Annotated in this window: 19 protein-coding genes and 2 riboswitches; of the genes, 14 read left to right on the plus strand and 5 right to left on the minus strand. The window is 68.7% G+C overall.

Annotated elements, in window-relative coordinates; translation table 11 throughout:
- The first annotated feature begins 325 nt into the window (after nt 1-325).
- The 3 genes from C8261_RS16090 to C8261_RS16100 all read left to right on the plus strand — a co-directional run bounded on the left by C8261_RS16090 (nt 326) and on the right by C8261_RS16100 (nt 5,235).
- Nucleotides 326-2,401 carry a TonB-dependent copper receptor gene (locus C8261_RS16090; protein ID WP_107494754.1) on the plus strand — a complete coding sequence of 692 codons (2,076 nt, stop codon included), beginning with the start codon at nt 326-328 and terminating at the stop codon, nt 2,399-2,401.
- A 287-nt stretch (nt 2,402-2,688) separates the two neighbouring features.
- A complete protein-coding gene (locus tag C8261_RS16095; protein WP_107494755.1) occupies nt 2,689-4,788 on the plus strand; it encodes a TonB-dependent receptor plug domain-containing protein in 2,100 nt (699 codons plus the stop codon).
- Between the two features lie 18 nt (nt 4,789-4,806).
- The gene (locus tag C8261_RS16100; protein WP_107494756.1) at nt 4,807-5,235 is read left to right on the plus strand and encodes a hypothetical protein; all 429 of its coding nucleotides are present in this window, start codon (nt 4,807-4,809) and stop codon (nt 5,233-5,235) included.
- Between the two features lie 192 nt (nt 5,236-5,427).
- On the opposite strand, the gene C8261_RS16105 is transcribed toward C8261_RS16100, so the two are convergent.
- From C8261_RS16105 to cobO, 5 genes are all read right to left on the minus strand, one after another.
- Nucleotides 5,428-6,366 (minus strand): MBL fold metallo-hydrolase, encoded by a 939-nt coding sequence (locus C8261_RS16105; protein WP_107494757.1) that lies wholly within the window; start codon nt 6,364-6,366, stop codon nt 5,428-5,430.
- A gap of 267 nt (nt 6,367-6,633) precedes the next feature.
- Complete coding sequence (locus C8261_RS16110) at nt 6,634-6,789, minus strand: DUF3096 domain-containing protein (RefSeq protein ID WP_107494758.1); 156 nt, start codon at nt 6,787-6,789, stop codon at nt 6,634-6,636.
- A 116-nt stretch (nt 6,790-6,905) separates the two neighbouring features.
- Entirely contained in the window at nt 6,906-8,027 is a 1,122-nt protein-coding gene (locus tag C8261_RS16115) for a ribonucleotide-diphosphate reductase subunit beta (RefSeq protein ID WP_107494759.1), read from the minus strand.
- A complete protein-coding gene (locus C8261_RS16120; RefSeq protein ID WP_107494760.1) occupies nt 8,024-10,849 on the minus strand; it encodes a ribonucleoside-diphosphate reductase subunit alpha in 2,826 nt (941 codons plus the stop codon). Before C8261_RS16120 ends, C8261_RS16115 begins: the two co-directional genes overlap by 4 nt.
- A gap of 116 nt (nt 10,850-10,965) precedes the next feature.
- A riboswitch (cobalamin riboswitch) is annotated at nt 10,966-11,191 on the minus strand.
- Between the two features lie 95 nt (nt 11,192-11,286).
- Complete coding sequence (cobO, locus tag C8261_RS16125; RefSeq protein ID WP_107494761.1) at nt 11,287-11,898, minus strand: cob(I)yrinic acid a,c-diamide adenosyltransferase; 612 nt, start codon at nt 11,896-11,898, stop codon at nt 11,287-11,289.
- A 146-nt stretch (nt 11,899-12,044) separates the two neighbouring features.
- A riboswitch (cobalamin riboswitch) is annotated at nt 12,045-12,267 on the minus strand.
- 326 nt (nt 12,268-12,593) lie between these two features.
- Between cobO and C8261_RS16130 the strand changes: the two genes are divergently transcribed.
- From C8261_RS16130 to C8261_RS16180, 11 genes are all read left to right on the plus strand, one after another.
- Nucleotides 12,594-12,932, plus strand: coding sequence for a heavy-metal-associated domain-containing protein (locus C8261_RS16130; protein ID WP_107494762.1), 339 nt, complete (start codon nt 12,594-12,596; stop codon nt 12,930-12,932).
- Nucleotides 12,919-13,614 (plus strand): ferritin-like domain-containing protein, encoded by a 696-nt coding sequence (locus C8261_RS16135; RefSeq protein WP_107494763.1) that lies wholly within the window; start codon nt 12,919-12,921, stop codon nt 13,612-13,614. The genes C8261_RS16130 and C8261_RS16135 overlap by 14 nt, the downstream gene beginning before the upstream one ends.
- A gap of 1 nt (nt 13,615) precedes the next feature.
- On the plus strand, nt 13,616-13,945 hold the full coding sequence (locus C8261_RS16140; RefSeq protein ID WP_107494764.1) for a hypothetical protein: 330 nt from the start codon (nt 13,616-13,618) through the stop codon (nt 13,943-13,945).
- A complete protein-coding gene (locus C8261_RS16145; protein WP_107494765.1) occupies nt 13,942-14,247 on the plus strand; it encodes a hypothetical protein in 306 nt (101 codons plus the stop codon). The genes C8261_RS16140 and C8261_RS16145 overlap by 4 nt, the downstream gene beginning before the upstream one ends.
- Complete coding sequence (locus tag C8261_RS16150; RefSeq protein ID WP_235864952.1) at nt 14,240-14,644, plus strand: hypothetical protein; 405 nt, start codon at nt 14,240-14,242, stop codon at nt 14,642-14,644. The genes C8261_RS16145 and C8261_RS16150 overlap by 8 nt, the downstream gene beginning before the upstream one ends.
- Entirely contained in the window at nt 14,641-16,773 is a 2,133-nt protein-coding gene (locus C8261_RS16155) for a heavy metal translocating P-type ATPase (RefSeq protein ID WP_107494766.1), read from the plus strand. Before C8261_RS16150 ends, C8261_RS16155 begins: the two co-directional genes overlap by 4 nt.
- A complete protein-coding gene (locus C8261_RS16160) occupies nt 16,770-17,015 on the plus strand; it encodes a FeoA family protein (protein WP_107494767.1) in 246 nt (81 codons plus the stop codon). Before C8261_RS16155 ends, C8261_RS16160 begins: the two co-directional genes overlap by 4 nt.
- A gap of 83 nt (nt 17,016-17,098) precedes the next feature.
- The gene (locus tag C8261_RS16165; protein WP_107494768.1) at nt 17,099-17,326 is read left to right on the plus strand and encodes a FeoA family protein; all 228 of its coding nucleotides are present in this window, start codon (nt 17,099-17,101) and stop codon (nt 17,324-17,326) included.
- Nucleotides 17,326-19,650 (plus strand): Fe(2+) transporter permease subunit FeoB, encoded by a 2,325-nt coding sequence (gene feoB, locus C8261_RS16170; protein WP_107494769.1) that lies wholly within the window; start codon nt 17,326-17,328, stop codon nt 19,648-19,650. The genes C8261_RS16165 and feoB overlap by 1 nt, the downstream gene beginning before the upstream one ends.
- 9 nt (nt 19,651-19,659) lie before the next feature.
- On the plus strand, nt 19,660-19,896 hold the full coding sequence (locus C8261_RS16175) for a FeoC-like transcriptional regulator (RefSeq protein WP_107494770.1): 237 nt from the start codon (nt 19,660-19,662) through the stop codon (nt 19,894-19,896).
- Nucleotides 19,865-20,470 (plus strand): hypothetical protein, encoded by a 606-nt coding sequence (locus tag C8261_RS16180; RefSeq protein ID WP_107494771.1) that lies wholly within the window; start codon nt 19,865-19,867, stop codon nt 20,468-20,470. The genes C8261_RS16175 and C8261_RS16180 overlap by 32 nt, the downstream gene beginning before the upstream one ends.
- Nucleotides 20,471-20,487: the final 17 nt, after the last annotated feature.

The following is a 20,487-nucleotide window of genomic DNA, read 5'->3' on the forward strand; positions in this document are numbered from 1 at the left end:
GTCGGTGTTGGTGGCGCAACAGCCGCATGCGATTGAACCGTGCGATGCCTATCGCCTACTTCGACCGGCTCGGTGTGCCTCGGCTCTCATGACCTCAACTGCTCGAACCGCCCGGTGCGGACCCGCACGCCGGGTGGTGTGGGAGGGGAACGGTCAGGTAAGCTGACCGCCCCTATCCCGATCGTCTCAAGGTTGATCATTGTCATGCACTTTGCCGGGCTTGCGCGCCGGGCGCTAACTTGCGCCCTCGCGATTCAAGCCCGTCCCCGCACCCTGGCGCAGCGCCGGGAAGGAGACGAGCCCGCTCACCTTCCCTGGAGTCCTCATGCGCAAGCGCAGCTCTTCCGTCCCCTCCACCCCTGTCCTCACCCGCCTCGCCACCGCGCTGCTGCTCACCCCGCTGTGTGCACCGCTGCTCGCGGGCGCCGAAACGACCCTGGCGCCACTGGTGGTAACCGCCGCCCCCGAAGCCGAGCCCCTCACCGTGGTGACCGATCCGCGTTCGCCACGGCAACCCATTCCTGCCCTCGACGGCGCCGACATCCTGAAGACCATTCCCGGCTTCACGGTCATCCGCAAGGGCGGCACCAGCGGCGATCCGGTGTTCCGGGGGATGGCCGGTTCGCGGCTCAACATCCTCCTCGACGGCGAACACATCCTCGGCGGCTGCGGCGGCCGCATGGACCCGCCCACGGCCTACGTGTTTCCCGAATCGTACGACCGCATGGTGGTCCTCAAGGGGCCGCAGAGCGTCATCCACGGCCCGGGCAGTTCGGCCGGCACGGTACGTTTCGAGCGTGATCGCGAAACCGTTGATGCAAGCGGCCAACGCATCGGCGCCAGCCTCACCGCCGGCAGCTTCGGTCGCCTCGACCTGATGGGCGATGCCCGTTACGCCACGCCGGACTTCTATGTCCGCGGCACTGCGACGCGTACCCGCGCCGGCGACTACCGCGACGGCGACGGTGACAAGGTCCATTCGGCCTACAAACGCTGGAGCGGTACCGTGGCACTGGGCTGGACGCCCGGCGACGACACCCTGCTGGAACTCAGCCTGGCGCGCAGCGACGGTGAGGCCGCCTACGCCGACCGCATGATGGACGGCTCCGCGTTCGACCGCGAGAACATCGGCCTGCGCTTCGAACAGCGCCGCATCTCGCCGCTGCTCGCCAAGCTGGAGGCACAGGTGTATCGCAACTACATCGACCACGTGATGGACAACTTCACCCTGCGCTCGGGTACCGCACCCGCTGCCCGCAGCGTCAGCAACCCCGACCGCCTGACCCGCGGCGGACGTGTGGCCGCCGATCTGGACCTGGCCCCTGCCACCCGGCTGACGGTGGGTATCGACGCTCAGGACAATGAGCACACCGTGCGCACCGGCGCCGGCGTGAATGCCGCAGCCCTCTACAAGGCCGCCCGCCGCACCACCGACGCCAGCTTCCGCAACTGGGGGGTATTCGGCGAGTTCACCCATGAACTGGGCGACGCCGACCGCGTGATTGCCGGGCTGCGCCAGGACCGCTGGAGCGCCAAGGATCACCGCAGCACCACGGTGACCGCCGGACAGCGCCGCAGCGACACCCTGCACAGCGGCTTTGCACGCTGGGAACACGAGCTCGCCGCCGTCGGCGGCACCGCCTACGCCGGCATCGGCCATGCCGAGCGCTTCCCCGACTACTGGGAGACCATCGCCCAGGGCAAGCACAGCGAGACCACCAACAGCGCCTTCCTCACCAAGCCTGAGAAGACCACTCAGCTCGACCTCGGCCTGAGCTGGCGCGCCGGCACGCTGAACGGCAACCTGTCGGCCTTCTATGCCCACATCGACGACTACATCCTCACCGACAGCTTCAACACCAATGTCCGTTTCGGCAGACCCACCGCCACCACCAACGTCGTACGCAACATCGACGCACGCAGCTACGGCTTCGAGGCCGGCACCACCTGGCGCTTCGCCCCTCACTGGCAGGCTGACGCCTCGCTCGCCTGGGTGCGCGCAAGCAACCGCACGGACGGCACGCCGCTGGCCCAGACGCCGCCGCTCGAAGCGCGCTTCGGCCTCAACTGGGATAACGGCATCTGGTCGGCCGGCGCCCTGTGGCGCGTGGTCGCCGCGCAGAAGCGCATCGACCCGGGCAAGGGCAACATCGTCGGCCAGGACCTGCGCGTCGGCGGCAGAACGGCCGGCTTCGGCGTCTTCTCGGTAAACGGCGGCTACCGCCTGAACAAGCAGCTGAGCTTCACCGCCGGCATCGACAACCTGTTCGACAAGAAGTACGCCGAACACCTGTCCAGGGGTGGCTTTGCCAACCTCGCCGCTGCCGGCTACCAGGTCGATACCCGGGTCAACGAGCCCGGTCGCACCTTGTGGGTGAAGGCCTCGCTGGCCCTCGACTGAAGCCTTCCCCAGCCCCCATTTCTCACCCCGTCCCTACTGCGGGTGTCGAGAACGCGTGAGAGAGTACGGCGTGCTGCGGCAAGTGCGTCGGCACCCGCAGCACGGACGGGAAAATGAATGCGGGCCAGTTCACAGCGCCCGGCGACTCACCAGAGCAGTTGTGAGTCGCCGGGCGCTGTGACGTGCACAATGCCTCCTGCCGAATAAATGTTAATTGTTCTCGTTTACATTCAGCATGAATTACCATTACGATATCAGGGAGAACTAATACAAAGGATCACCCCCCCATGTCTCCCCTCCCCCGCGCCATCCCCGCCTTGGTGCCGCTTGCCCTCTGCTGCGCCGCGCCACCACTTCTCGCCCAGGAGGCGCCGGAACTGTCCGCGGTGATCGTCACTACCGCAACCCGCAGCGAACGCGACATTACCGCCACCCCCGCCCCCATCCAGCTCATCGACGCCGCCGACATCGAGGCCATGGGCGCTGCCACCCTGCGCGACATCCTGGAGCTGAGCAGCGGCCTGTACGTCGCCCCCAGCGGACGCAACCTGCAGATCCGCGGACTCGGCCATTCGGATAGCGTCTATCTGCTCGATGGCCGCCGCATCAAGGGCGAGTTCAGCAACGCCTACGAGCTCGAACGCATCTCCGCCACCCAGATCGAACGCATCGAGATCCTCCGCGGGCCAGCCAGCGTGCTGTACGGAGCCGATGCCCTCGGCGGCGTCATCAACATCATCACCCGACGCCCGCGCAGCGGCCTGGAGATTTCCCTCGACGCCCAGTACGGGGCCAACAGCGATGGCGACGGCAGCCGGCGCACCGGCGCGGTGGCCATCCGCGGCGGCAGTGAAGTGCTGCGCTACGCCCTGCACGCCAGTGCCCTGCGTCAGCGCCCCTACGCCGAACGCGAAACGACCACCGTCACTGCCCCCCAGGCCGGCGTGCAGATTCCCCCTTCGACCCACCCCAATGCCCTGATCCGCACCCGACTCAAGGACCACTACACGGTAGACGTCGACTACCGCGACCAGGCCGCCGTCGACACCCTCGGTGGCGAGATCGAAGTCCACCCGAGCGCCACCCTCACCCTCGCCCTGGCCTTCAACTACCTGCAGGAAACCCGCGAAGGCGACTACGTCAGCAGCCGCTACGCCACCACCGTAGCCGGCGGTGGCGGCAACTTCATCCAGGCCGCCAACATTCCGGCGCGTCAGTACGACGACAACGAACGCCGCGATCTCACCGCACGCGCCGACTGGCGCCCTGCCGACTCCCTCGCGCTTGCTTACCGCCTGCACTACAGCCGTTACGACAAGGACCGCGTGGTCTATGCCCTGCCGTGGGCGGATCTCGGTTACGGCAGCCGCGAAGCCTCGGCCAGCTCGCGCAACCGCTCCACGCTCTCCCACCTCATCCACGATCTCACCGCCACCTGGCGCCCCGACACCGCCCACACCGTTGTTGGCGGGATGGAACACCGCAGCAACAAGGTCGACTCCACCGCCTACGATGCCGACGGCAGGACCTTCAAGTCCGCCTTCCTGCAGCACGAATGGCAACTCGCCGAACGCTTCAACGCCGTCTATGGCGCGCGCTACGACGACGTCTCGGTAGGAGGCAGCCAGGTCTCGCTGCAGGCCGGCGCGGTCTGGCAGGCCGCGCCGCTGGCCCGCCTGCGCTTCAACTACGCCCAGGGCTTCAAGGCCCCTGACGACCGCGTACTCTACGTCGACCAGACCAACCCCCAGGGCGTGCCCATGCTGGGCGCCGAGGTGATCGCCGCCGCACGCGGCAAGACCACCGCCCACGCACTGAAGCCGGAAACCAGCGAAACCTGGGAGGTCGGCCTCGCCGGCGGCAACACCCAGTGGCAGTACGGCCTCAGCCTGTTCCGCAGCGATATCGAGGAACGCATCGAGCAGGTCCGCGAAGGCAGCGCGCCGCTCACCTACAACACCTTCCGCAACATCAGTGCAGCACGCATCCGCGGCATCGAAGCCGAGGGCAGCTGGCGCATCCGTCACAACCTGCGCGCCCGCATCGGCCTCACCCGCCTGCGCACCGAAAACCTCGATACCGGCGCACGTCTGCTCGCCACCCCGCACACCCTCGCCAACCTCTCAGTGGACTACACCCCCACCCAGCACTGGATGCTGCAGGCCATCGTGCGCCACACCGGCAGCCAGGACTACAGCGGCACCACGGCCACCGAGCGCGCCGATGCCTACACCCTGGTGAACCTGAAAGCCAGCTACCTGCCCCCCTCCTCCCCGGGCCTGGAGATCTATGGCGGCATCAACAACATCTTCGACGAAAAAATAGACACCGCCCTCGGCTCCGACCCCGGCCCCTACCTCTACGCCGGCATCCGCTACCGCTTCTGAACCCAGGAATCTCACCCCATGACTACGCTTCGCCAAGCCTTCGCCACCGCCCTGTGCGCCGCCGCACTGCTGGCGCAACCGCTCGCCCACGCCCACGACCACCCGGTGGACGACCTCCTCGACCTCCCCCACCCGATGCGCGTACTCAACCGTGCTCACTGGCAGGAGCACCTCAGCACCGAACAAAAGGCGGCCATTGCCGCCTTGCGCAGCGAGATCCAGCCGCGCTACCTGGCCCTGATGAGCGAGGCCATTCCGCTGCAGGAACAGTTGCACGCCGCGGTCTTCGCCCACGATGCCGCCGCACCCAGCCGCGAAGCGCTGGAAACCTTCGCCGATCTGCGCGTGCGCATGACGGAAGTCCAGACCGGTGCCTACGCCCGCCTGAAAAGCGTGCTCGGTGCAAGCGACTGGGAGAAACTGCTGCAGGAACTCCAGCAGCACTGAAATCACCCCTCAGGGAGACCTCGAATGAGCAAGAAATGCTGCGAAAAACGCAAACCCTGCAAGCGCTGCCCACGCCAGCACAAACGCTGACCAGCGCGTACCGGGGATGCGTGCCGGGAATGCCACGGGCGGAGCGCTGACCAGGCTGGCGGCGCACGAGCGCCTGCACACCGCAGACCCGGGCGCGCGCTCTCAGCGCAGCGAGCCGCGCTCCATCTGCAGGAAGACGTTGTAGGCATTGCCGCGATTGGCCTCGCGAAAGGCCGGCAGCTTCGCCCAGCGGCTCCAGTCGACCTCGTCGTAGGCCTCGTCGAAGGACTTCAGCTCCGCCACCGCGCGGCCCATCTCCTCGCGCAGGAACTGCAGGTAGTCCCGCGTCAGCACCAGATCGGCGCGCGGATTGGTGGATGCCGGCCCGTGCCCGGGCACCAGCACGGCCGGGCTGGCCTCGATCAGGCGCTCCAGCGCCAGCAGCCAGCGCGCGGTATCGGCCTCGCCGACGAAGGGCACGCGGCCGCGGAACAGCATGTCGCCGGCGTAGAACACGCGCTCTTCGAGCACCTCCATGCCCATGTCGTCCGGCGAATGCGCCGGCCCCAGGTGCATCAGGCGAAACGTCAGCCCGCCCAGGCGGAACTCGCTGTCGCCCGCCAGCCAGCGGTCGGCCGCCACCAGGCGGGTGGTGTCATCGACGAAGGGGAAGAGGTCCGCCCGGCGTTGCGCCAGGCGCGCCTGCGCGCCCTCGGACTCGAGCAAGGCACGCCCGGCCTGATGCGCCCACACCTCCGCGCCGATCGTCTTGAAGGCCTGCAGGCCGTAGTAGTGGTCGGCATGGTAGTGGCTGACGATCACCCGGCGGATCGGCTGCGCGGTGAGCTTGCGGATCTCGCCGATCAACTGCTCGGCCAGCGCCGGCGTGCCCAGCGCGTCGAACACCACCACGCCCTCGTCGGTGATGACGAAGCCGGCATTCGACATGAAGCCCTCGTTGGCCGCCGAGGCCATCCCCGCCTGCCCCATCACGTACCAGCTGTGCGGCCCCACCTGCACCGGGGTCATCTCCGCCGCGCGCGCCGCGCCCCCCGCCAGCACAGCGCACCACACCATCACTACCGCCAGCAGAGTACGCATCGCCGCCCCCTCGCATCGGAATATCCGCATACGCTAACGGATCGCCGCCGCGCGGTCGATCTGCGCCGCAACATCGCGGCCGCAAGGCTAGTCCGCACTTCTCACACCCTCACGTCGCGAGGGGGTCGAGGCGCCGCCGTGGTGCGCCGCACGGACCGATCGACGCCGAAGGCGTAGCTGACACTACGTCGAGGCGACGTGAGGGAGTACGGCGTGCCACGGCGAGTGCACCGGCACCCGCAGCAGGGATGGTGTGAGAAGTGCGGGCTAACGCAGATGGATGCTGCCGATCCCCAGCAGGCCCATCACGCCGATCACGATCAGGTAGATGGCGACGATGTAGTTGAGCAGCTTCGGCACCAGCAGCACGAGGATGCCGGCGATCAGCGCGAGCAGCGGGGCGAGACTGATGTTGAGGTTCATGCGGTGTTCTCCCTATGGCATCGACCACCGGCCGACATGCCGGTGGTGCAGGAGGGCGGAGTGTGCCGCCGGCGCGGCCGGCGGGCAAGCCGCCCGGCGGCCTCCGCCGCAGGCCCCTACTCCCAGCTCAGCGCGCCGCCGGTCTGGTACTCGGTGACCCGGGTCTCGAAGAAGTTCTTCTCCTTCCTCAGGTTGGCCTGCTCGTCCAGCCAGGGCAGCACGTTCTGCGCGCCGGGGAAGGGTTCGTCCAGCCCCAGCTGGCGGGCGCGGCGGTTGGCGATGAAGTGGAACTGGTTCACGTGCAGCGCCGCCGAGTAGCCGAGGATGGGTTCGCGCAGGATGTAGCCGGCGTAGGCCGCCTCCGCGGCTTCGGCCTCGTCCCACAGTTCGCGCAGGCGCAGCGGGTCGAGGGTGAGATTCTCCTCCTGCAGCAGCTGGCGCACCACGCGGATGCCGAAGGCGCAGTGCAGCACCTCGTCGCGCATGATGTATTGCAGCTGCTCGGCGGCGCCCTTCATCAGCCCGCGGCGCTGCAGCGCGAAGATGGGGGTGAAGCCGTTGTAAAACCAGCAGCCTTCGAAGATGCCGGCGAAGAACAGGTAGGAGAGCGCGAATTCGTGCAGGTTGTCGCGGTTGGTCATATCGAAGTCCGAGCGCATCACGCGCTCCAGGCGGCGGTTGGCAAGCGCGATCTTGCCGTGGATCTCGGGCACCACGCGGTAGCGGTTGTAGATCTCCTGCTGGTCCAGGCCCAGGCTCTCGATGCAGTGCTGGTAGGTCCAGGTGTGCAGCGCTTCCTCGTACACCTGGCGGGCCTGGTAGATCTGCAGCTCGGGCGCGCTCATCTTCTCCATCACCGCCAGGCCGATGTTGCGCATGGCGAGGATGTCGGAGGTGGTGAGGTAGGCGAGCACGTTCTCGAACACGTGGCGTTCGGCCGGCGTGAGCTTGTGGTGGTAGTCGTGCACATCCTGCGCCATGGAGATTTCCAGCGGCGTCCAGTGGTTCTTGTTGGCGTTGAGGAAGAACTCCCACGCCCACGGATAGCGGAAGGGGGCGAGCTGGTTGATGTCGGCGTGGCCGTTGACCACGCGCTTGTCCATCGGGTTGACCGGGGCCAGCGCCGGGCGCGGGGCTGCCGCCTGGGGAGCGCTCGCGGAAGCGACCGCCGGCGCTGCAGGCGCAGCCACGGGCGTGGCGGGTCGGTCGTCCCAATCGTCGAAGCGGAAGGCACTCATTGGCAGGCCTCGCAGTCCGGGTTGTCGATGGCGCAGAACTGCGCCTCGGCGGCGGACCCGGCGGTGGACACGCTGGCTTTCTCCATCGCCGTGGCGCCCAGGGTGCGCAGGTAGTAGGTGGTCTTCAGGCCGCGCGTCCACGCCAGGCGGTAGAGCTCGTCGAGCTTGCGCCCGGACGGGGCGGCGACGTAGAGGTTGAGCGACTGCGCCTGGTCGATCCACTTCTGTCGGCGCGCGGCTGCTTCCACCAGCCACGACGGGTCGATCTCGAAGGCGGTGGCGTAGCGCGCCTTGAGCTCGGCGGGCACGCGGTCGATGGGGGCGAGCGAACCGTCGAAGTACTTGAGGTCGGCGATCATCACGTCGTCCCACAGGTCGAGCGCCTTGAGCTCTTCCACCAGGTACTCGTTGACCACGGTGAACTCGCCCGAAAGGTTGGATTTGACGTAGAGGTTCTGGTAGTCGGGCTCGATGGAGGCCGACACGCCGATGATGTTGGCAATGGTGGCGGTGGGAGCGATGGCCACGCAGTTGGAATTGCGCATACCGTGACGCGCGATGCGCGCGCGCAGGACCTCCCAGTCCAGCGTGCCGCCGCGCTCGACCTCGACGAAGCCGCCGCGCGCCTCGGCAAGCAGCTCCAGGGTATCGGCCGGCAGCACGCCCCGCGACCACAGGCTGCCCTCGTAGCTGGAGTAGCGCCCGCGCTCCTCGGCCAGTTCCGTCGAGGCCAGGTAGGCGTGGTAGCACAGCGCCTCGGCGGAGGCGTCGGCGAACTGCACCGCCGCGTCCGACGCGTAGGCCACGCCCATGCGGTGCAGGCAGTCGGCAAAGCCCATCATCCCCAGGCCCACCGGGCGGTGGCGCAGGTTGGCGGTGCGCGCCTTCGGCGTGGCGTAGTAGTTGATGTCGATGACGTTGTCGAGCAGGCGCATGGCGCTGCGCACGGTGCGCGCGAGCTTGTCGTGGTCCAACGTCCAGCGGCCGTCGGCGCCCTGCACCAGATGGGCGGGCAGGTTCACCGAACCGAGGTTGCACACCGCGGTCTCGTCGGCCGAGGTGTTCAGGGTGATCTCGGTGCACAGGTTGGAGCTGTGCACCACGCCCGCATGCTGCTGCGGCGAGCACACATTGCAGGCGTCCTTGAAGGTGATCCACGGGTGCCCGGTCTCGAACAGCATGGTGAGCATCTTGCGCCACAGCTGCAGCGCGGGGATCTTCTTGAACAGCCGCAGCTCGCCGCGCGCGGCGCGATCCTCGTAGGCCACGTAGGCGGCCTCGAAGTCGCGGCCGAAGCGGTCGTGCAGGTCGGGCACGTCCACCGGCGAGAACAGCGTCCATTCGCCGCCTTCCATCACCCGCTTCATGAACAGATCCGGGATCCAGTTGGCGGTGTTCATGTCGTGGGTGCGGCGGCGCTCGTCGCCGGTGTTCTTGCGCAGTTCGAGGAATTCCTCGATGTCCAGGTGCCAGGTCTCCAGGTAGGCGCACACCGCGCCCTTGCGCTTGCCGCCCTGGTTCACCGCCACCGCGGTGTCATTGACCACCTTGAGGAAGGGAATCACCCCCTGGCTCTTGCCGTTGGTGCCGCGGATCAGGCTGCCCAGCGCACGCACCGGGGTCCAGTCGTTGCCCAGGCCGCCGGCGAACTTCTGCAGCAGGGCGTTTTCCTTGATCGCCTGGTAGATGCCTTCGAGGTCGTCGGCCACCGTGGTGAGGTAGCACGACGAGAGCTGCGAGTGCCGCGTGCCGCTGTTGAACAGCGTCGGCGTGCTGCTCATGAAGTCGAAGGACGAGAGCAGGCGGTAGAACTCGATGGCGCGCGCTTCGCGGTCGATCTCGTTCAGCGCCAGGCCCATCGCCACGCGCATGAAGAAGGTCTGCGGCAGCTCGATGCGGCTGTCGTCTACGTGCAGGAAGTAGCGGTCGTAGAGGGTCTGCAGGCCCAGGTAGTTGAAGCGCAGGTCGTTGCCGGCATCGAGCGCGGCGGCCAGGCGCGGCAGGTCGTACTCGCCCAGGCGGGGGTCGAGCAGGCCCGCCTCGATGCCGCGCGCGATCAGCGCGGGAAAGCACTCGGCGTAGCCGGCAGTCATCTCCGCATGGCTGACCGGGCGGCCGAGCACTTCGACGCGCAGGCTGTCGAGCAGCAGGCGCGCGGCGACCTTGGCATAGGCCGGCTCGCGCTCGATCAGCGTGCGCGCGGCCAGCACCAGGGCCTGGCGCACCGCGGCCAGCGGCACGCCGTCGTAGAGGTTGGCGAGCGCGTGTTCCAGCACGGTGTCGGCGGACACGCCGCCGAGGCCGGCGCAAGCCTCCGCGCAGCGCGCGCGCAGCGCGGCGCGCTCCAGCGGAATGCGGCGCTCGCCGTCGGTGGCGTGCAGCAGGGGCTCGAGCGCGACACCGTCGGTGCTGGCCGCCGCGGCGGCGGCACGCTCGGCCGCACGGCGTTCGCGGTACAGCACGTAGGCGCGCGCCACGTCGTGCTCGCCGGAACGCATCAGTGCCAGTTCCACCTGGTCCTGGATGTCCTCGATGTGCACCGTGCCGCCGCCTGGCAGGCGGCGGGTGAGCGCCTGCACCACGCCGGCGGTGAGGCGTGCCACCAGGTCGCGCACCCGCGCCGAGGCGCCGCCCTGCCCACCTTCCACGGCGATGAAGGCCTTGGTCATCGCCAGCGCGATCTTCTCGGCATTGAAGGACACGATGGCGCCATTGCGGCGGATCACCTCGAAGGCACGCCCAGCCTGCGCGAACTCGGAGAGCGGCGGCGCCTTGCGGGGGGCGGAGGATTCGGTTTCGGTATGGCTGGCGACTGCCTGCATGCTTGCACTCCCTTAGCATCGGGGCGCAATGCCGGCACGACGGGATGCACTGCGGACGGGCCGCAGGCTCCGCCATGGAGACACCCCGCCCCAGGTCAGAAAACCGCCCCGTCACACGGGCCGGCACGGCGTCGGCAGGTCTCCTGGCTCACGGGTCCTCGCCCGCCACCGGCCTTCCCGGAAGTGCTGTCTTCCAGTGGCTCGAATCGGTGGCGGACTCGCCGTCTACAGTTGCGGGGGCAGCTCCGGCATCGGCGCGCGGGCGGTGCTTGCGCATCACCGCGGCATCCTGACCGGATTCCCTTTTCATCCCGGATGGGAACCGTCGCAGGGCGCAGTGTAGTCCCGAAGGCAAGCTTGCCGCAAGGCAAGCATACAAGATATCGGACAAAGATCAGACAGAACACCCATATCTAGTAACCCCGCCCGACCCTCGATCAGAAGTCGATGCCTGCCTGGGCCTTCACCCCTGCCTTGAAGGCGTGCTTGCGGTCGGCGATCTCGCTTACCGTATCGGCCAGCTCAACCAGTTCCGGCTTTGCCGCGCGGCCGGTGACGATCACCGTCTGCAGCGGCGGACGGGCGCGGATCGCGTCGAGCACCGCGGCGGTGTCGAGGTAGTTGTACTTCAGCATGTAGGTGAGTTCGTCGAGCACCACCAGGCTGAGCGCCGGATCGGCCAGCATGCCGGCGGCCTGCGCCCAGGCCTCGTCCGCGGCGCGCTTGTCGGCATCCCAGTTCTGCGTGTTCCAGGTGAAGCCGGTGGCCATGGCGTGGTAGCGCACTGCGGCGCTCGCCGGGTGCTGCTGCAGGAAGATCACCTCGCCGGTGGCCTGGGTGCCCTTGATGAACTGCACCACACCGGCGCGCTGGCCGTGGCCCAGCGCGCGGTACAGGGTACCGAAGGCGGAGGTGGTCTTGCCCTTGCCGTTGCCGGTGATCAGGATGACGATGCCACGCTCTTCCTGCGCCCGGCCGATGGCCGCATCGACGACTTCCTTCTTGCGCTGCATGCGCTCGTTATGGTTCTGCTTGCGGTCTTCTTCCATCCTGCGGGCTCCACGGTTTTCCGTGCGCCGGGATGGAGAGGGAGACGATGGTCGCGCTTTGCGGAGCGGGTGCTGCACCCGAAGCACGGCGGGATCTGGAGCCCGCAGAACCCATCGGCAACCGGCCCACACCCCGGGGCAGCTGTGCTGACGAAATCGAGCGGGTCGGTCTTCTGGCTCACCGTCATCCGGTCGCCGTCACCTTCCCGAAGCAACACGCTTCAGTGGTATTGATTTGACGGCGCCGTCAGGCTTACAGCAGCGGGGGCTGCGCCGGAATGGCGCGAGCATGGACTCGCGCGTCACCGGACTTCCCGTTTCACCCCTGGCGCGGACGCGCCGCGGGGCTCCCGATCGATGCTGGCCGAACTATACGCCGTCAGCGCCCGAAGCGGCAATGCGGGGCTGCCAGGCGCTGCCGCCGGATGACGCAGGTGCAGCAAAAGTTTGACCAACGTCAGACACGGCGCCGGCGCGGCAGGCTATGATGCTTTCCGCGTAGGCAGCACCTTGCGGACGCCATCGTCCGCCGCTCTCAGTGCACGCCGTCCGCTGCAGCAGGTTCGCGTAGCCAGCTTCGGTCAGCCAGGAACCCGTCCCGTGTGGAGCCCCGCTCCACCGTGCGGAGGCTTGTCTGATCGCGCCAGGCGCGTTGGCCTACGGGTACCTGACAACCGGCTGCGCTGGACCCCGCCATGCCCGAATTCGAAGAGCTGCGCACCTTTCTCCGCAACATCCGCATCGCCCACCACATCCGCGGGCGCATCCGCCTCAAGCTCGACGGCGAGATGCCGGCCATGGAGATGCCCGGCGAACAGGCGCGCGCACTGCGTACGGTGCTTGATCGCAGCCCCGGCATCGTCGACGTCAAGGTCAACCTGCTGGCACGCTCGTGCACCGTCATCTACGACCCCGGCACCATCCCCGAGCAGGCCTGGAGCGAACTCCTCGGCGGCTCGGCGAGCGCGGCCGCGGCACTGCTGGAAGACATCCTGCGCGACACCTACCGGGAGATCGCTCATGCAGAACCATGACGAAATCATCCTGCGCACCCGCCGCATCGACCCTGCTGCGCCCTACCCGGTCGTCCACCAGGCGGTCCGCATTGCGCTCTACGACGAATACGCCGCGCGCGCCTTCTACCAGCGCGTGACCGAGGCCTACGGCGCGCGCGCGCCCTTCGCCAACATCCAGCGCGCCGAGGAACAGCACGTCGGCGCGCTGTACAGCCTGTGCGAGCGCTACGGCATTCCCCGCCCGCTCGACCCCTTCCCCGCGGAAACCACCATTGAAGCGGGCTGGCTGGCCAACTGCCAGCGCGGGGTCGCCGGCGAGATCGCCAACGTCAGGCTGTATGCCGAACTCCTCGCCCAGATCGGCGAGGCCGACGTGCGCCGGGTGTTCGAGAACCTCCAGGCCGCCTCGCTGCACAACCACCTCCCCGCTTTCCAGCGCGCCGTTGCCGCAGCGCAGGCCCAGGAGCGCTATCACGCCGCACACGGCATCGCCCCGCAGCAGGCCTACGCCCGCCACGGCCCGGTATCCGACTTTCTCGAACGCGCCTTCGCGCAGCTCGGCCAGCACGCCGGGCCGCTCGGCCTGTTCAGTCCGCTTCTGCGTCACGCACACCCCGCCATGCTGGCCGGCATGGCCGCGGGTGGCGCTGGAGCCTATCTGCTGAAGAGCAGGCTCGGCCGTCATCGCAAGGAGATCTGACATGTTCCCGCTACTGCCCTTCGTCGCCGGCGTGGTCACCGGCGCGGTCGCACTGCGCCTGCTCAGGACCGACAAGACCCGCGGCAGCCTGGAAAAAGCCCAGGACAGCCTGCGCAGCGCCACAGTGTCCAGTCTGGAAGCCATCGAGAACGCCTCCGCGCGTGCACGCCAGCGTCTCGCCGCCCCCGCCCCTGCCGGGGACGCCGCTGCAGCGCCGGCAAGCACCACCGCGGCGGCCGCAACGCGCAAACGCACCAGCAGCAAGCCCGCGGCCAGGAAGACCGCGGCCCCCAAGCGCACGCCGGCAACCCCCGGAGGCGCTGAATCATGAGGGCAGTCGTTGCTCCGCCGCGCAGCGCCAGCTTTGCCCAGGGCTTCGTCGCCGCAGGCTGTGTATCCGCCTTCCAGGATCGCGCCACACCGTGCTCCGCCGCCGACCTCAGGCGCATCCTGCGCCACGCCCTGCAGGGCGGCACCGCGCTGAGCGCCGGCAGCCGCGCCGCCCAGGCGCTGCACCGGCGCGACTACGGCAGCGCCCTGCTGGCGGTGGCGACGGGTGCCGCCGGGGTGATGCTCATCGAACACCTGCTGCGCGCGCCTGCGCAGACCAACACGGAGAACGACCATGGCTAAGAAACACAAGAAACGCTGCAAGTGCGGCGGCATCAACCACGGCCACTATGGCTACACCGGCATGGGACCCGGTGCGGCAATGGGCGGCATGCCAGGCGCAGAAGGCAGCTTTGCCGCAGGCTACGACCCCGCCGGGCTGCAGGCCGGCCTCGGCGCTGCCGGCATCGACGCCGGACTGCTGCAGGGCATGCCGGCCTTCCTGCGTTCGCGCACCACCGAGCAGTTCCTGCTTGGCGCACTGATCGGCGCAGCGGCGGCCTGGGTGCTCAGCGACGAGGAACTGCGCGGCAAGATCGTCAAGTCTGCACTCAAGCTGTATGCCGGCGTGGCCGGCGGCGTCGAGGAAATGAAGGAACAGATGGCCGACATCCGCGCCGAGGTCGAAGCAGAGCGATGACACCGGCCTGGCTGTGCGCCCTCGAACCCATGCACCAGACCCGCGGGCGGGTGCGCTGGCGCTACCGCTGCGAACGCGGTACGGCGCCCGCGGCGGTGTTCATCGAGCGCGCCGTGGCCACCCTCGACGGCGTGCGCAAGGTGCGCGTCAATGCCGCCGCGCGCGCGCTGGTGGTTGAGTTCGACCCCCAGCGCAACAACGCCGATGCGCTCGCACTCGCCATCCTGCGCATGGTGCCGGCAGCGGCGCGCGGGCACTCCGCCAACGGGGCGCCCAGCGCCGCGCCGCTGGCGCTGAGCGCCGCAACCCTGCTGGCCTCGCGCACCCTCGATGCGCGCCTGCAGGCGCCGGTGGCCCTCGGCACCGCCATCCCGCTGCTCGGCGAGGCCTTCGACGACTTCTTCGAGAAGGGCGTCACTTCCCACGTCCTCGAAGCCCTCGCGGTGGTCATCTCGATCGGCCGCCAGGACTACCTGGCAGCCAACACCACCTCCTTCCTGCTCGCCCTCGGCGAGTATCTGGAAGCTTCCATCGAACGCCGCTCCGACGACCTCCTCAAGCACCTGCTGAAGCCTGCCACCGATGCGGTCTGGGTGGAGCGCGACGGCGCCGAGGTACAGGTGGACGCCACCGAGCTGCGGGTCGGCGACACCGTGATCGCCGCCACCGGCAGTGTCATCGCCGTGGACGGCACGGTGCTCGGCGGCGAGGCCACGGTCAACGAGGCAGCAATGACCGGCGAGAGCGTCGCCGTCGAGCGCCGCCGCGGCGACCGCGTACTGTCCGGCACCCTGGTCGAGGAAGGCCGTCTGCGCATCTACGCCGAACACGTCGGCGCACAGGCGGCAGCCGCACGCATCGCCGACTTCGTCGAGCAGTCGCTGGCGGTAAAGAGCCGCACCCAGCTCGAAGCCGCGCGCATGGCCGACCGCCTGGTGCCGATGGTGCTCGGGCTCGCTGCGGCGACCTGGCTGGTATCGCGCGACTGGCAGCGCGTCGCCGCGGTGCTGCAGGCCGACTACTCCTGCGCCCTGAAGCTGTCCACGCCGGTCGCCTTCAAGGCAGCGATGTTCGAAGCCGGCAAGTCCGGCATGCTGGTCAAGGGTGCCAAGGCCCTCGAACGCCTCGCCGAAGCCGACACCTTCGTCTTCGACAAGACCGGCACGCTGAGCACCGGCAAGCTCGAAGTCACCGACTCGGTGGCCTTCAAGCCCGGCTACACCCCGGAAGACCTCATCAACCTCGCCGCTTCGGTGGAAGAGCACTACTTCCACCCCCTCGCCCTGGCGGTGGTCGAGGCCTCGCGGCGGCTCGACCATCCACGCCACTTCGATCACAAGGAAGTCGAGTTCATCGTCGCCCACGGCGTCGCCAGCGTCATCGACGGCCGCCGCATCGTCGTCGGCTCGCGCCACTTCGTCGAAGACGACGAAGGCATCTCCATCGCCGCCCACCACGAGATCGTCGACCGCCTCCATGGCGAGGGCAAGACCCTGCTCTTCATCGGCTTCGGCGGCGAGCTGCTGGGCGTGCTGGCGCTGCGCGACAGCCTGCGCGAGAACAGCGCCGCCACCCTGCGGCGGCTGCGCAAGCTCGGCGTCGGACGCATCGTGATGCTCACCGGCGACCACCCCGAACGCGCCCGCGCCACCGCCACCGCGCTGGGCCTCGACGGCTTTCACGCCGGCCTCCTGCCCGAAGACAAGGCCCGCATCCTGCAAACCATGGCCGCCGAAGGCGCGCGCATCGCCTTCGTCGGCGACGGCGTCAATGACGCCCCCGCGCTCAGTGGCGCGCACGTCGGCATCTCCATGCACAACGGCGCCGACGTCGCCCGCCTGGCCGCCGACGTCGCCCTGCTCGAGGACGACATCGCCCGCGTCGCCGACGCCAAGGCCCTGGCCATCGCCACCCAGCACCTGATCGACAGCAATTTCAGACTCACCGTCGGCCTCAACACCACCATCCTCTCCGCCGCCGCCTTCGGCTGGCTGAGGCCGGTGGCGGCCTCGGCGCTGCACAACGGCACCACCATCGCCATTTTGCTGCGCGCACTTGCCGGTGCCGGCCTGCCGCGCAACCGACGCTCCCGCCCTCCACGCCCCACCACTACCCACACAACGCAATGACCACCTCCACCCCAGCCGACAACTTTCCCCTCGCCATGGCCAGCGAAGGCGAAACCGTGCGTGTCGTCGCCATCCTCGGCGGCAAGGCCATGACGCTGCGGGTCTCCGAACTCGGCCTCAACATCGGCAGCGAAGTGGTGGTGCGCCAGCGCCAGGGCGGCGGCCTGGTCATCGGCCGCGGTGAGACCCGCTTTGCCCTCGGCGGCGGCATGGCGCACAAGATCCTGGTCACCCGTGCATGAGGTTTACCCGCACATGCCCCTTTCATCCGGGCTGAGGGTGGGGCACAATACGCCCAAACTCGCAAATGAGAGAGGTAATGCGAATGATGCTCAAGAATCTTTCCGTCGGAGACCGCGCCAAGGTCTGTGGCTTCTCCGCCGCCGGCGGCCCCTATCGCCGCAAGCTGCTGTCCATGGGGCTCACCCCGGGCGCGGAACTGCAGGTGGTGCGCGTGGCGCCGATGGGTGATCCGGTGGAGATCCGCGTGCGCGGTTTCGCCCTCACCCTGCGCAAGAACGAGGCCGACGCCCTGACGGTGGAGAAACTCTGATGAGCACCGGACACATCATCGCCCTGGTGGGCAATCCCAACTGTGGCAAGACCACCCTCTTCAACGCCCTCACCGGCTCGCGCCAGCGCGTCGGCAACTGGCCCGGCGTCACCGTCGAGAAGAAGAGCGGTGAATACCACTACGACAAGCTGCGCTTCGAGGTCGTGGACCTGCCCGGCACCTACTCGCTCGACGTCGTCGACCGCGAGGTCTCGCTCGACGAGAGCGTCGCCCGTGACTACGTGCACGCCAACGAAGCCGGTCTGGTGATCAACATCGTCGACGCCGCCAACCTTGAGCGCAACCTCTACCTCACCACCCAGCTCGCCGAAATGCGCGTGCCGCTGGTGGTGGTGCTCAACATGATGGACGTTGCCGGCAACAAGGGCCTGCAGGTGGACCCGCAGGCCCTCGCGCGCCAGCTCGGCTGCCCGGTGGTGCCGGTGGTGGCCTCGACCGGCGAGGGCATCGACACCCTCCGCGAAGTGATCCGCAAGGCCGTCGATGCGCCCGCCGCGGCGAATGTCGAGGTCGCCTACCAGAGCGAGCTCGAAGATGCCGTCGGCGCGCTCATGCCCCAGCTCGAAGAGGCCGCCCGCAAGGCCGGCAGCGCGCCGCGCTGGCTCGCCGTGCGCCTGCTCGAAGGTGACGACCTCGCCCGCCGCATCGCCGGCAGCGCGGTCGAAGAACAGGCCAGCGCCCTGCGCGGCAAGCTCGGTGACGACATCGACATCATGGTCGCCGATGCGCGCTACGGGCTCGCCAACCGCATCGCCGGCAACACCGTGAGCGCCGGCGCCCGCATCGGCCACGACCTCACCGACCGCATCGACCGTGTGGTGCTCAACCGTGCGCTGGGCGTGCCGATCTTCCTGCTGATGATGTACCTGATGTTCCTGTTCACCATCAACATCGGTGGCGCCTTCATCGACTTCTTCGACCTGTTCACCGGCGCCCTGCTGGTCGACGGGCTGGCGGAAGTGCTCACCGCCATGGGCTCGCCGGAATGGCTCACGGTGATCCTCGCCCAGGGCATCGGCGGCGGCATCCAGGTGGTCGCCACCTTCATCCCCATCATCGGCTTCCTCTTCCTCTTCCTCTCCATCCTCGAAGACTCCGGCTACATGGCGCGCGCCGCCTTCGTCATGGACCGCTTCATGCGCTGGGTGGGCCTGCCCGGGAAGTCCTTCGTACCGCTCATCGTCGGCTTCGGCTGCAACGTCCCGGCGATCATGGCCACCCGCACCCTGGAGCACCGCCGCGACCGCCTGATGACCATCGCCATGGCGCCCTTCATGTCCTGCGGCGCGCGCCTGCCGGTGTATGTGCTGTTCGCCGCGGCCTTCTTCCCCACCGGCGGACAGAACGTCGTCTTCGCGCTCTACCTGATCGGCATCGCCGTGGCCGTACTCACCGGCCTCGCCCTGCGCCACACCCTCATGAAGGGCGAACCCACCCCCTTCATCATGGAGCTGCCGCCCTACCACCTGCCCACCGTGCGCGGCGTCCTGCGCCTCGCCTGGGAGCGCCTGAAGGCCTTCATCGTGCGCGCCGGCCGGGTCATCGTGCCGATGGTACTGGTGCTCAACGTGCTCAACTCGGTCGGCACCGACGGCAGCTACGGCAACGAGGACAGCGACGCCTCCGTGCTCGCCGAGATCGGCCGCAGCATCACCCCGGCCTTCGCGCCGATGGGCCTCACCGAAGAGAACTGGCCGGCAGCGGTGGGCATCTTCACCGGCGTGCTCGCCAAGGAAGCGGTGGTCGGCACGCTCAACGCCACCTACTCCGCGCTCGCCGCGCAGGATGCCGGCGAAGAGGCGGAAGAAGAGGCGTTCAGCCTGCGTGAAGCGCTGGCCGAAGCCTTCGCCACCATCCCCGCCAACCTCATCGACACCCTCGGCGCGTGGGCCGATCCGATGGGCCTGGACGTCGGCGACCTCAGCGATGCCGAAGCGGTGGCCGAAGAGCAGGAAGTCTCGGTGGGCACCTTCGGCGCCATGGCGACACGCTTCAGCGGTACCGCCGGCGCCTTCGCCTACCTGCTGTTCATCCTCCTGTACACCCCCTGCACCGCCGCCATTGCCGCGGTCTATCAGGAATCCGGCGCACGGTGGACGCTCTTCGTGACGGGCTGGACCAGCGGCCTCGCCTACGGCGTGGCGACCATGTACTACCAGGCCGCCAACTGGGCCCAGCACCCGGCGAGTTCGGCAGCGTGGATAGCCGGCATACTCGCCGCCCTCGCCGCCACCCTGTGGTTCCTGCGCCGCCAGGGCGCCCGCGCCGACGGCGGGCGCATCCCGCTGCCGCAGCAGGCCTGAGCACAGGCGATGATCCTCACCCGCCTCAGTACCCTGCTGCGCGAACGCCAGCGCGCCACCCTGGCCGAGCTGGCGCGCGGCGTCGATGCCAGCCCGGAGGCGTTGCAGCCAATGCTCGCCACCCTCGAACGCAAAGGCCGCATCCGCCACCTCGGCGCCGGCTCGCGCTGTTCCTCGGGGTGCTGCAAGTGCGACCCGGCGACGCTGGACGTCTATGAGTGGATCGCCGACGCCGCCGCAGACTGAAGAGCGCCGCGCGGCACCGCCCGCAGCCCTCATCGTCGTCGGCATCCACCGCGAAGAGCGCGACTTCGGCCACGAGGTCGCGCTCACCCTGCCCGCCGACGAAGCCGAAGTGCTGGAGATCCCCGAAGGACTCTCCAACCACCGCCCGCGCCCCGACGAGCGCTTTCGCCACGAGGTCCTCCACCAGGCCCTCTACCTGCAACTGCTGCCCCAGCTCAAGCCCGCCCACCGCCTGCTCATCGACCTGCACACCGGCAGCGACGGCAACGGCCCCGCCGCCGACCTGCTGTGCGCCGACCCGCGCCTGCGCGCCGCCCTCAACGCCGCCCTCGGCAATGCCGCGGAGCCCTGCGCCGCGCAGGTGCGCGTCATCCCTCTGGGCACGCCGGCAGGTCTGCGCGCACGCACGGTGATCCCCGAAACGGTGTGGAACAACCCCGCCTTCGCCTACCTCGGCATGGAGATCTACCTCCCCGGCACGGCCAGCGGGCGGCAACAGGGTGTGGACCTCGCACGGCGGCTGATCCGCCTCGCCATCCGCCTCAGCGGCGCGCTCTCCGACAGCTCCGCGTAAAGCACGCCCGCAGCGGC

Source organism: Pseudothauera lacus, from assembly GCF_003034845.1.
Taxonomy (GTDB): Bacteria; Pseudomonadota; Gammaproteobacteria; order Burkholderiales; family Rhodocyclaceae; genus Pseudothauera; species Pseudothauera lacus.

Bases quoted from the DNA above. Each gene is read 5' to 3' on its own strand.
- C8261_RS16165 (WP_107494768.1), top strand. From the start codon at position 17,099: ATGATGCTCAAGAATCTTTCCGTCGGAGACCGCGCCAAGGTCTGTGGC.
- C8261_RS16100 (WP_107494756.1), top strand. From the start codon at position 4,807: ATGACTACGCTTCGCCAAGCCTTCGCCACCGCCCTGTGCGCCGCCGCA.
- cobO (WP_107494761.1), bottom strand. From the start codon at position 11,898: ATGGAAGAAGACCGCAAGCAGAACCATAACGAGCGCATGCAGCGCAAG.
- C8261_RS16130 (WP_107494762.1), top strand. From the start codon at position 12,594: ATGCCCGAATTCGAAGAGCTGCGCACCTTTCTCCGCAACATCCGCATC.
- C8261_RS16095 (WP_107494755.1), top strand. From the start codon at position 2,689: ATGTCTCCCCTCCCCCGCGCCATCCCCGCCTTGGTGCCGCTTGCCCTC.
- C8261_RS16140 (WP_107494764.1), top strand. From the start codon at position 13,616: ATGTTCCCGCTACTGCCCTTCGTCGCCGGCGTGGTCACCGGCGCGGTC.
- C8261_RS16180 (WP_107494771.1), top strand. From the start codon at position 19,865: ATGAGTGGATCGCCGACGCCGCCGCAGACTGAAGAGCGCCGCGCGGCA.
- C8261_RS16105 (WP_107494757.1), bottom strand. From the start codon at position 6,366: ATGCGTACTCTGCTGGCGGTAGTGATGGTGTGGTGCGCTGTGCTGGCG.
- C8261_RS16175 (WP_107494770.1), top strand. From the start codon at position 19,660: ATGATCCTCACCCGCCTCAGTACCCTGCTGCGCGAACGCCAGCGCGCC.
- C8261_RS16115 (WP_107494759.1), bottom strand. From the start codon at position 8,027: ATGAGTGCCTTCCGCTTCGACGATTGGGACGACCGACCCGCCACGCCC.
- feoB (WP_107494769.1), top strand. From the start codon at position 17,326: ATGAGCACCGGACACATCATCGCCCTGGTGGGCAATCCCAACTGTGGC.
- C8261_RS16150 (WP_235864952.1), top strand. From the start codon at position 14,240: ATGGCTAAGAAACACAAGAAACGCTGCAAGTGCGGCGGCATCAACCAC.
- C8261_RS16120 (WP_107494760.1), bottom strand. From the start codon at position 10,849: ATGCAGGCAGTCGCCAGCCATACCGAAACCGAATCCTCCGCCCCCCGC.
- C8261_RS16090 (WP_107494754.1), top strand. From the start codon at position 326: ATGCGCAAGCGCAGCTCTTCCGTCCCCTCCACCCCTGTCCTCACCCGC.
- C8261_RS16110 (WP_107494758.1), bottom strand. From the start codon at position 6,789: ATGAACCTCAACATCAGTCTCGCCCCGCTGCTCGCGCTGATCGCCGGC.
- C8261_RS16160 (WP_107494767.1), top strand. From the start codon at position 16,770: ATGACCACCTCCACCCCAGCCGACAACTTTCCCCTCGCCATGGCCAGC.
- C8261_RS16155 (WP_107494766.1), top strand. From the start codon at position 14,641: ATGACACCGGCCTGGCTGTGCGCCCTCGAACCCATGCACCAGACCCGC.
- C8261_RS16145 (WP_107494765.1), top strand. From the start codon at position 13,942: ATGAGGGCAGTCGTTGCTCCGCCGCGCAGCGCCAGCTTTGCCCAGGGC.
- C8261_RS16135 (WP_107494763.1), top strand. From the start codon at position 12,919: ATGCAGAACCATGACGAAATCATCCTGCGCACCCGCCGCATCGACCCT.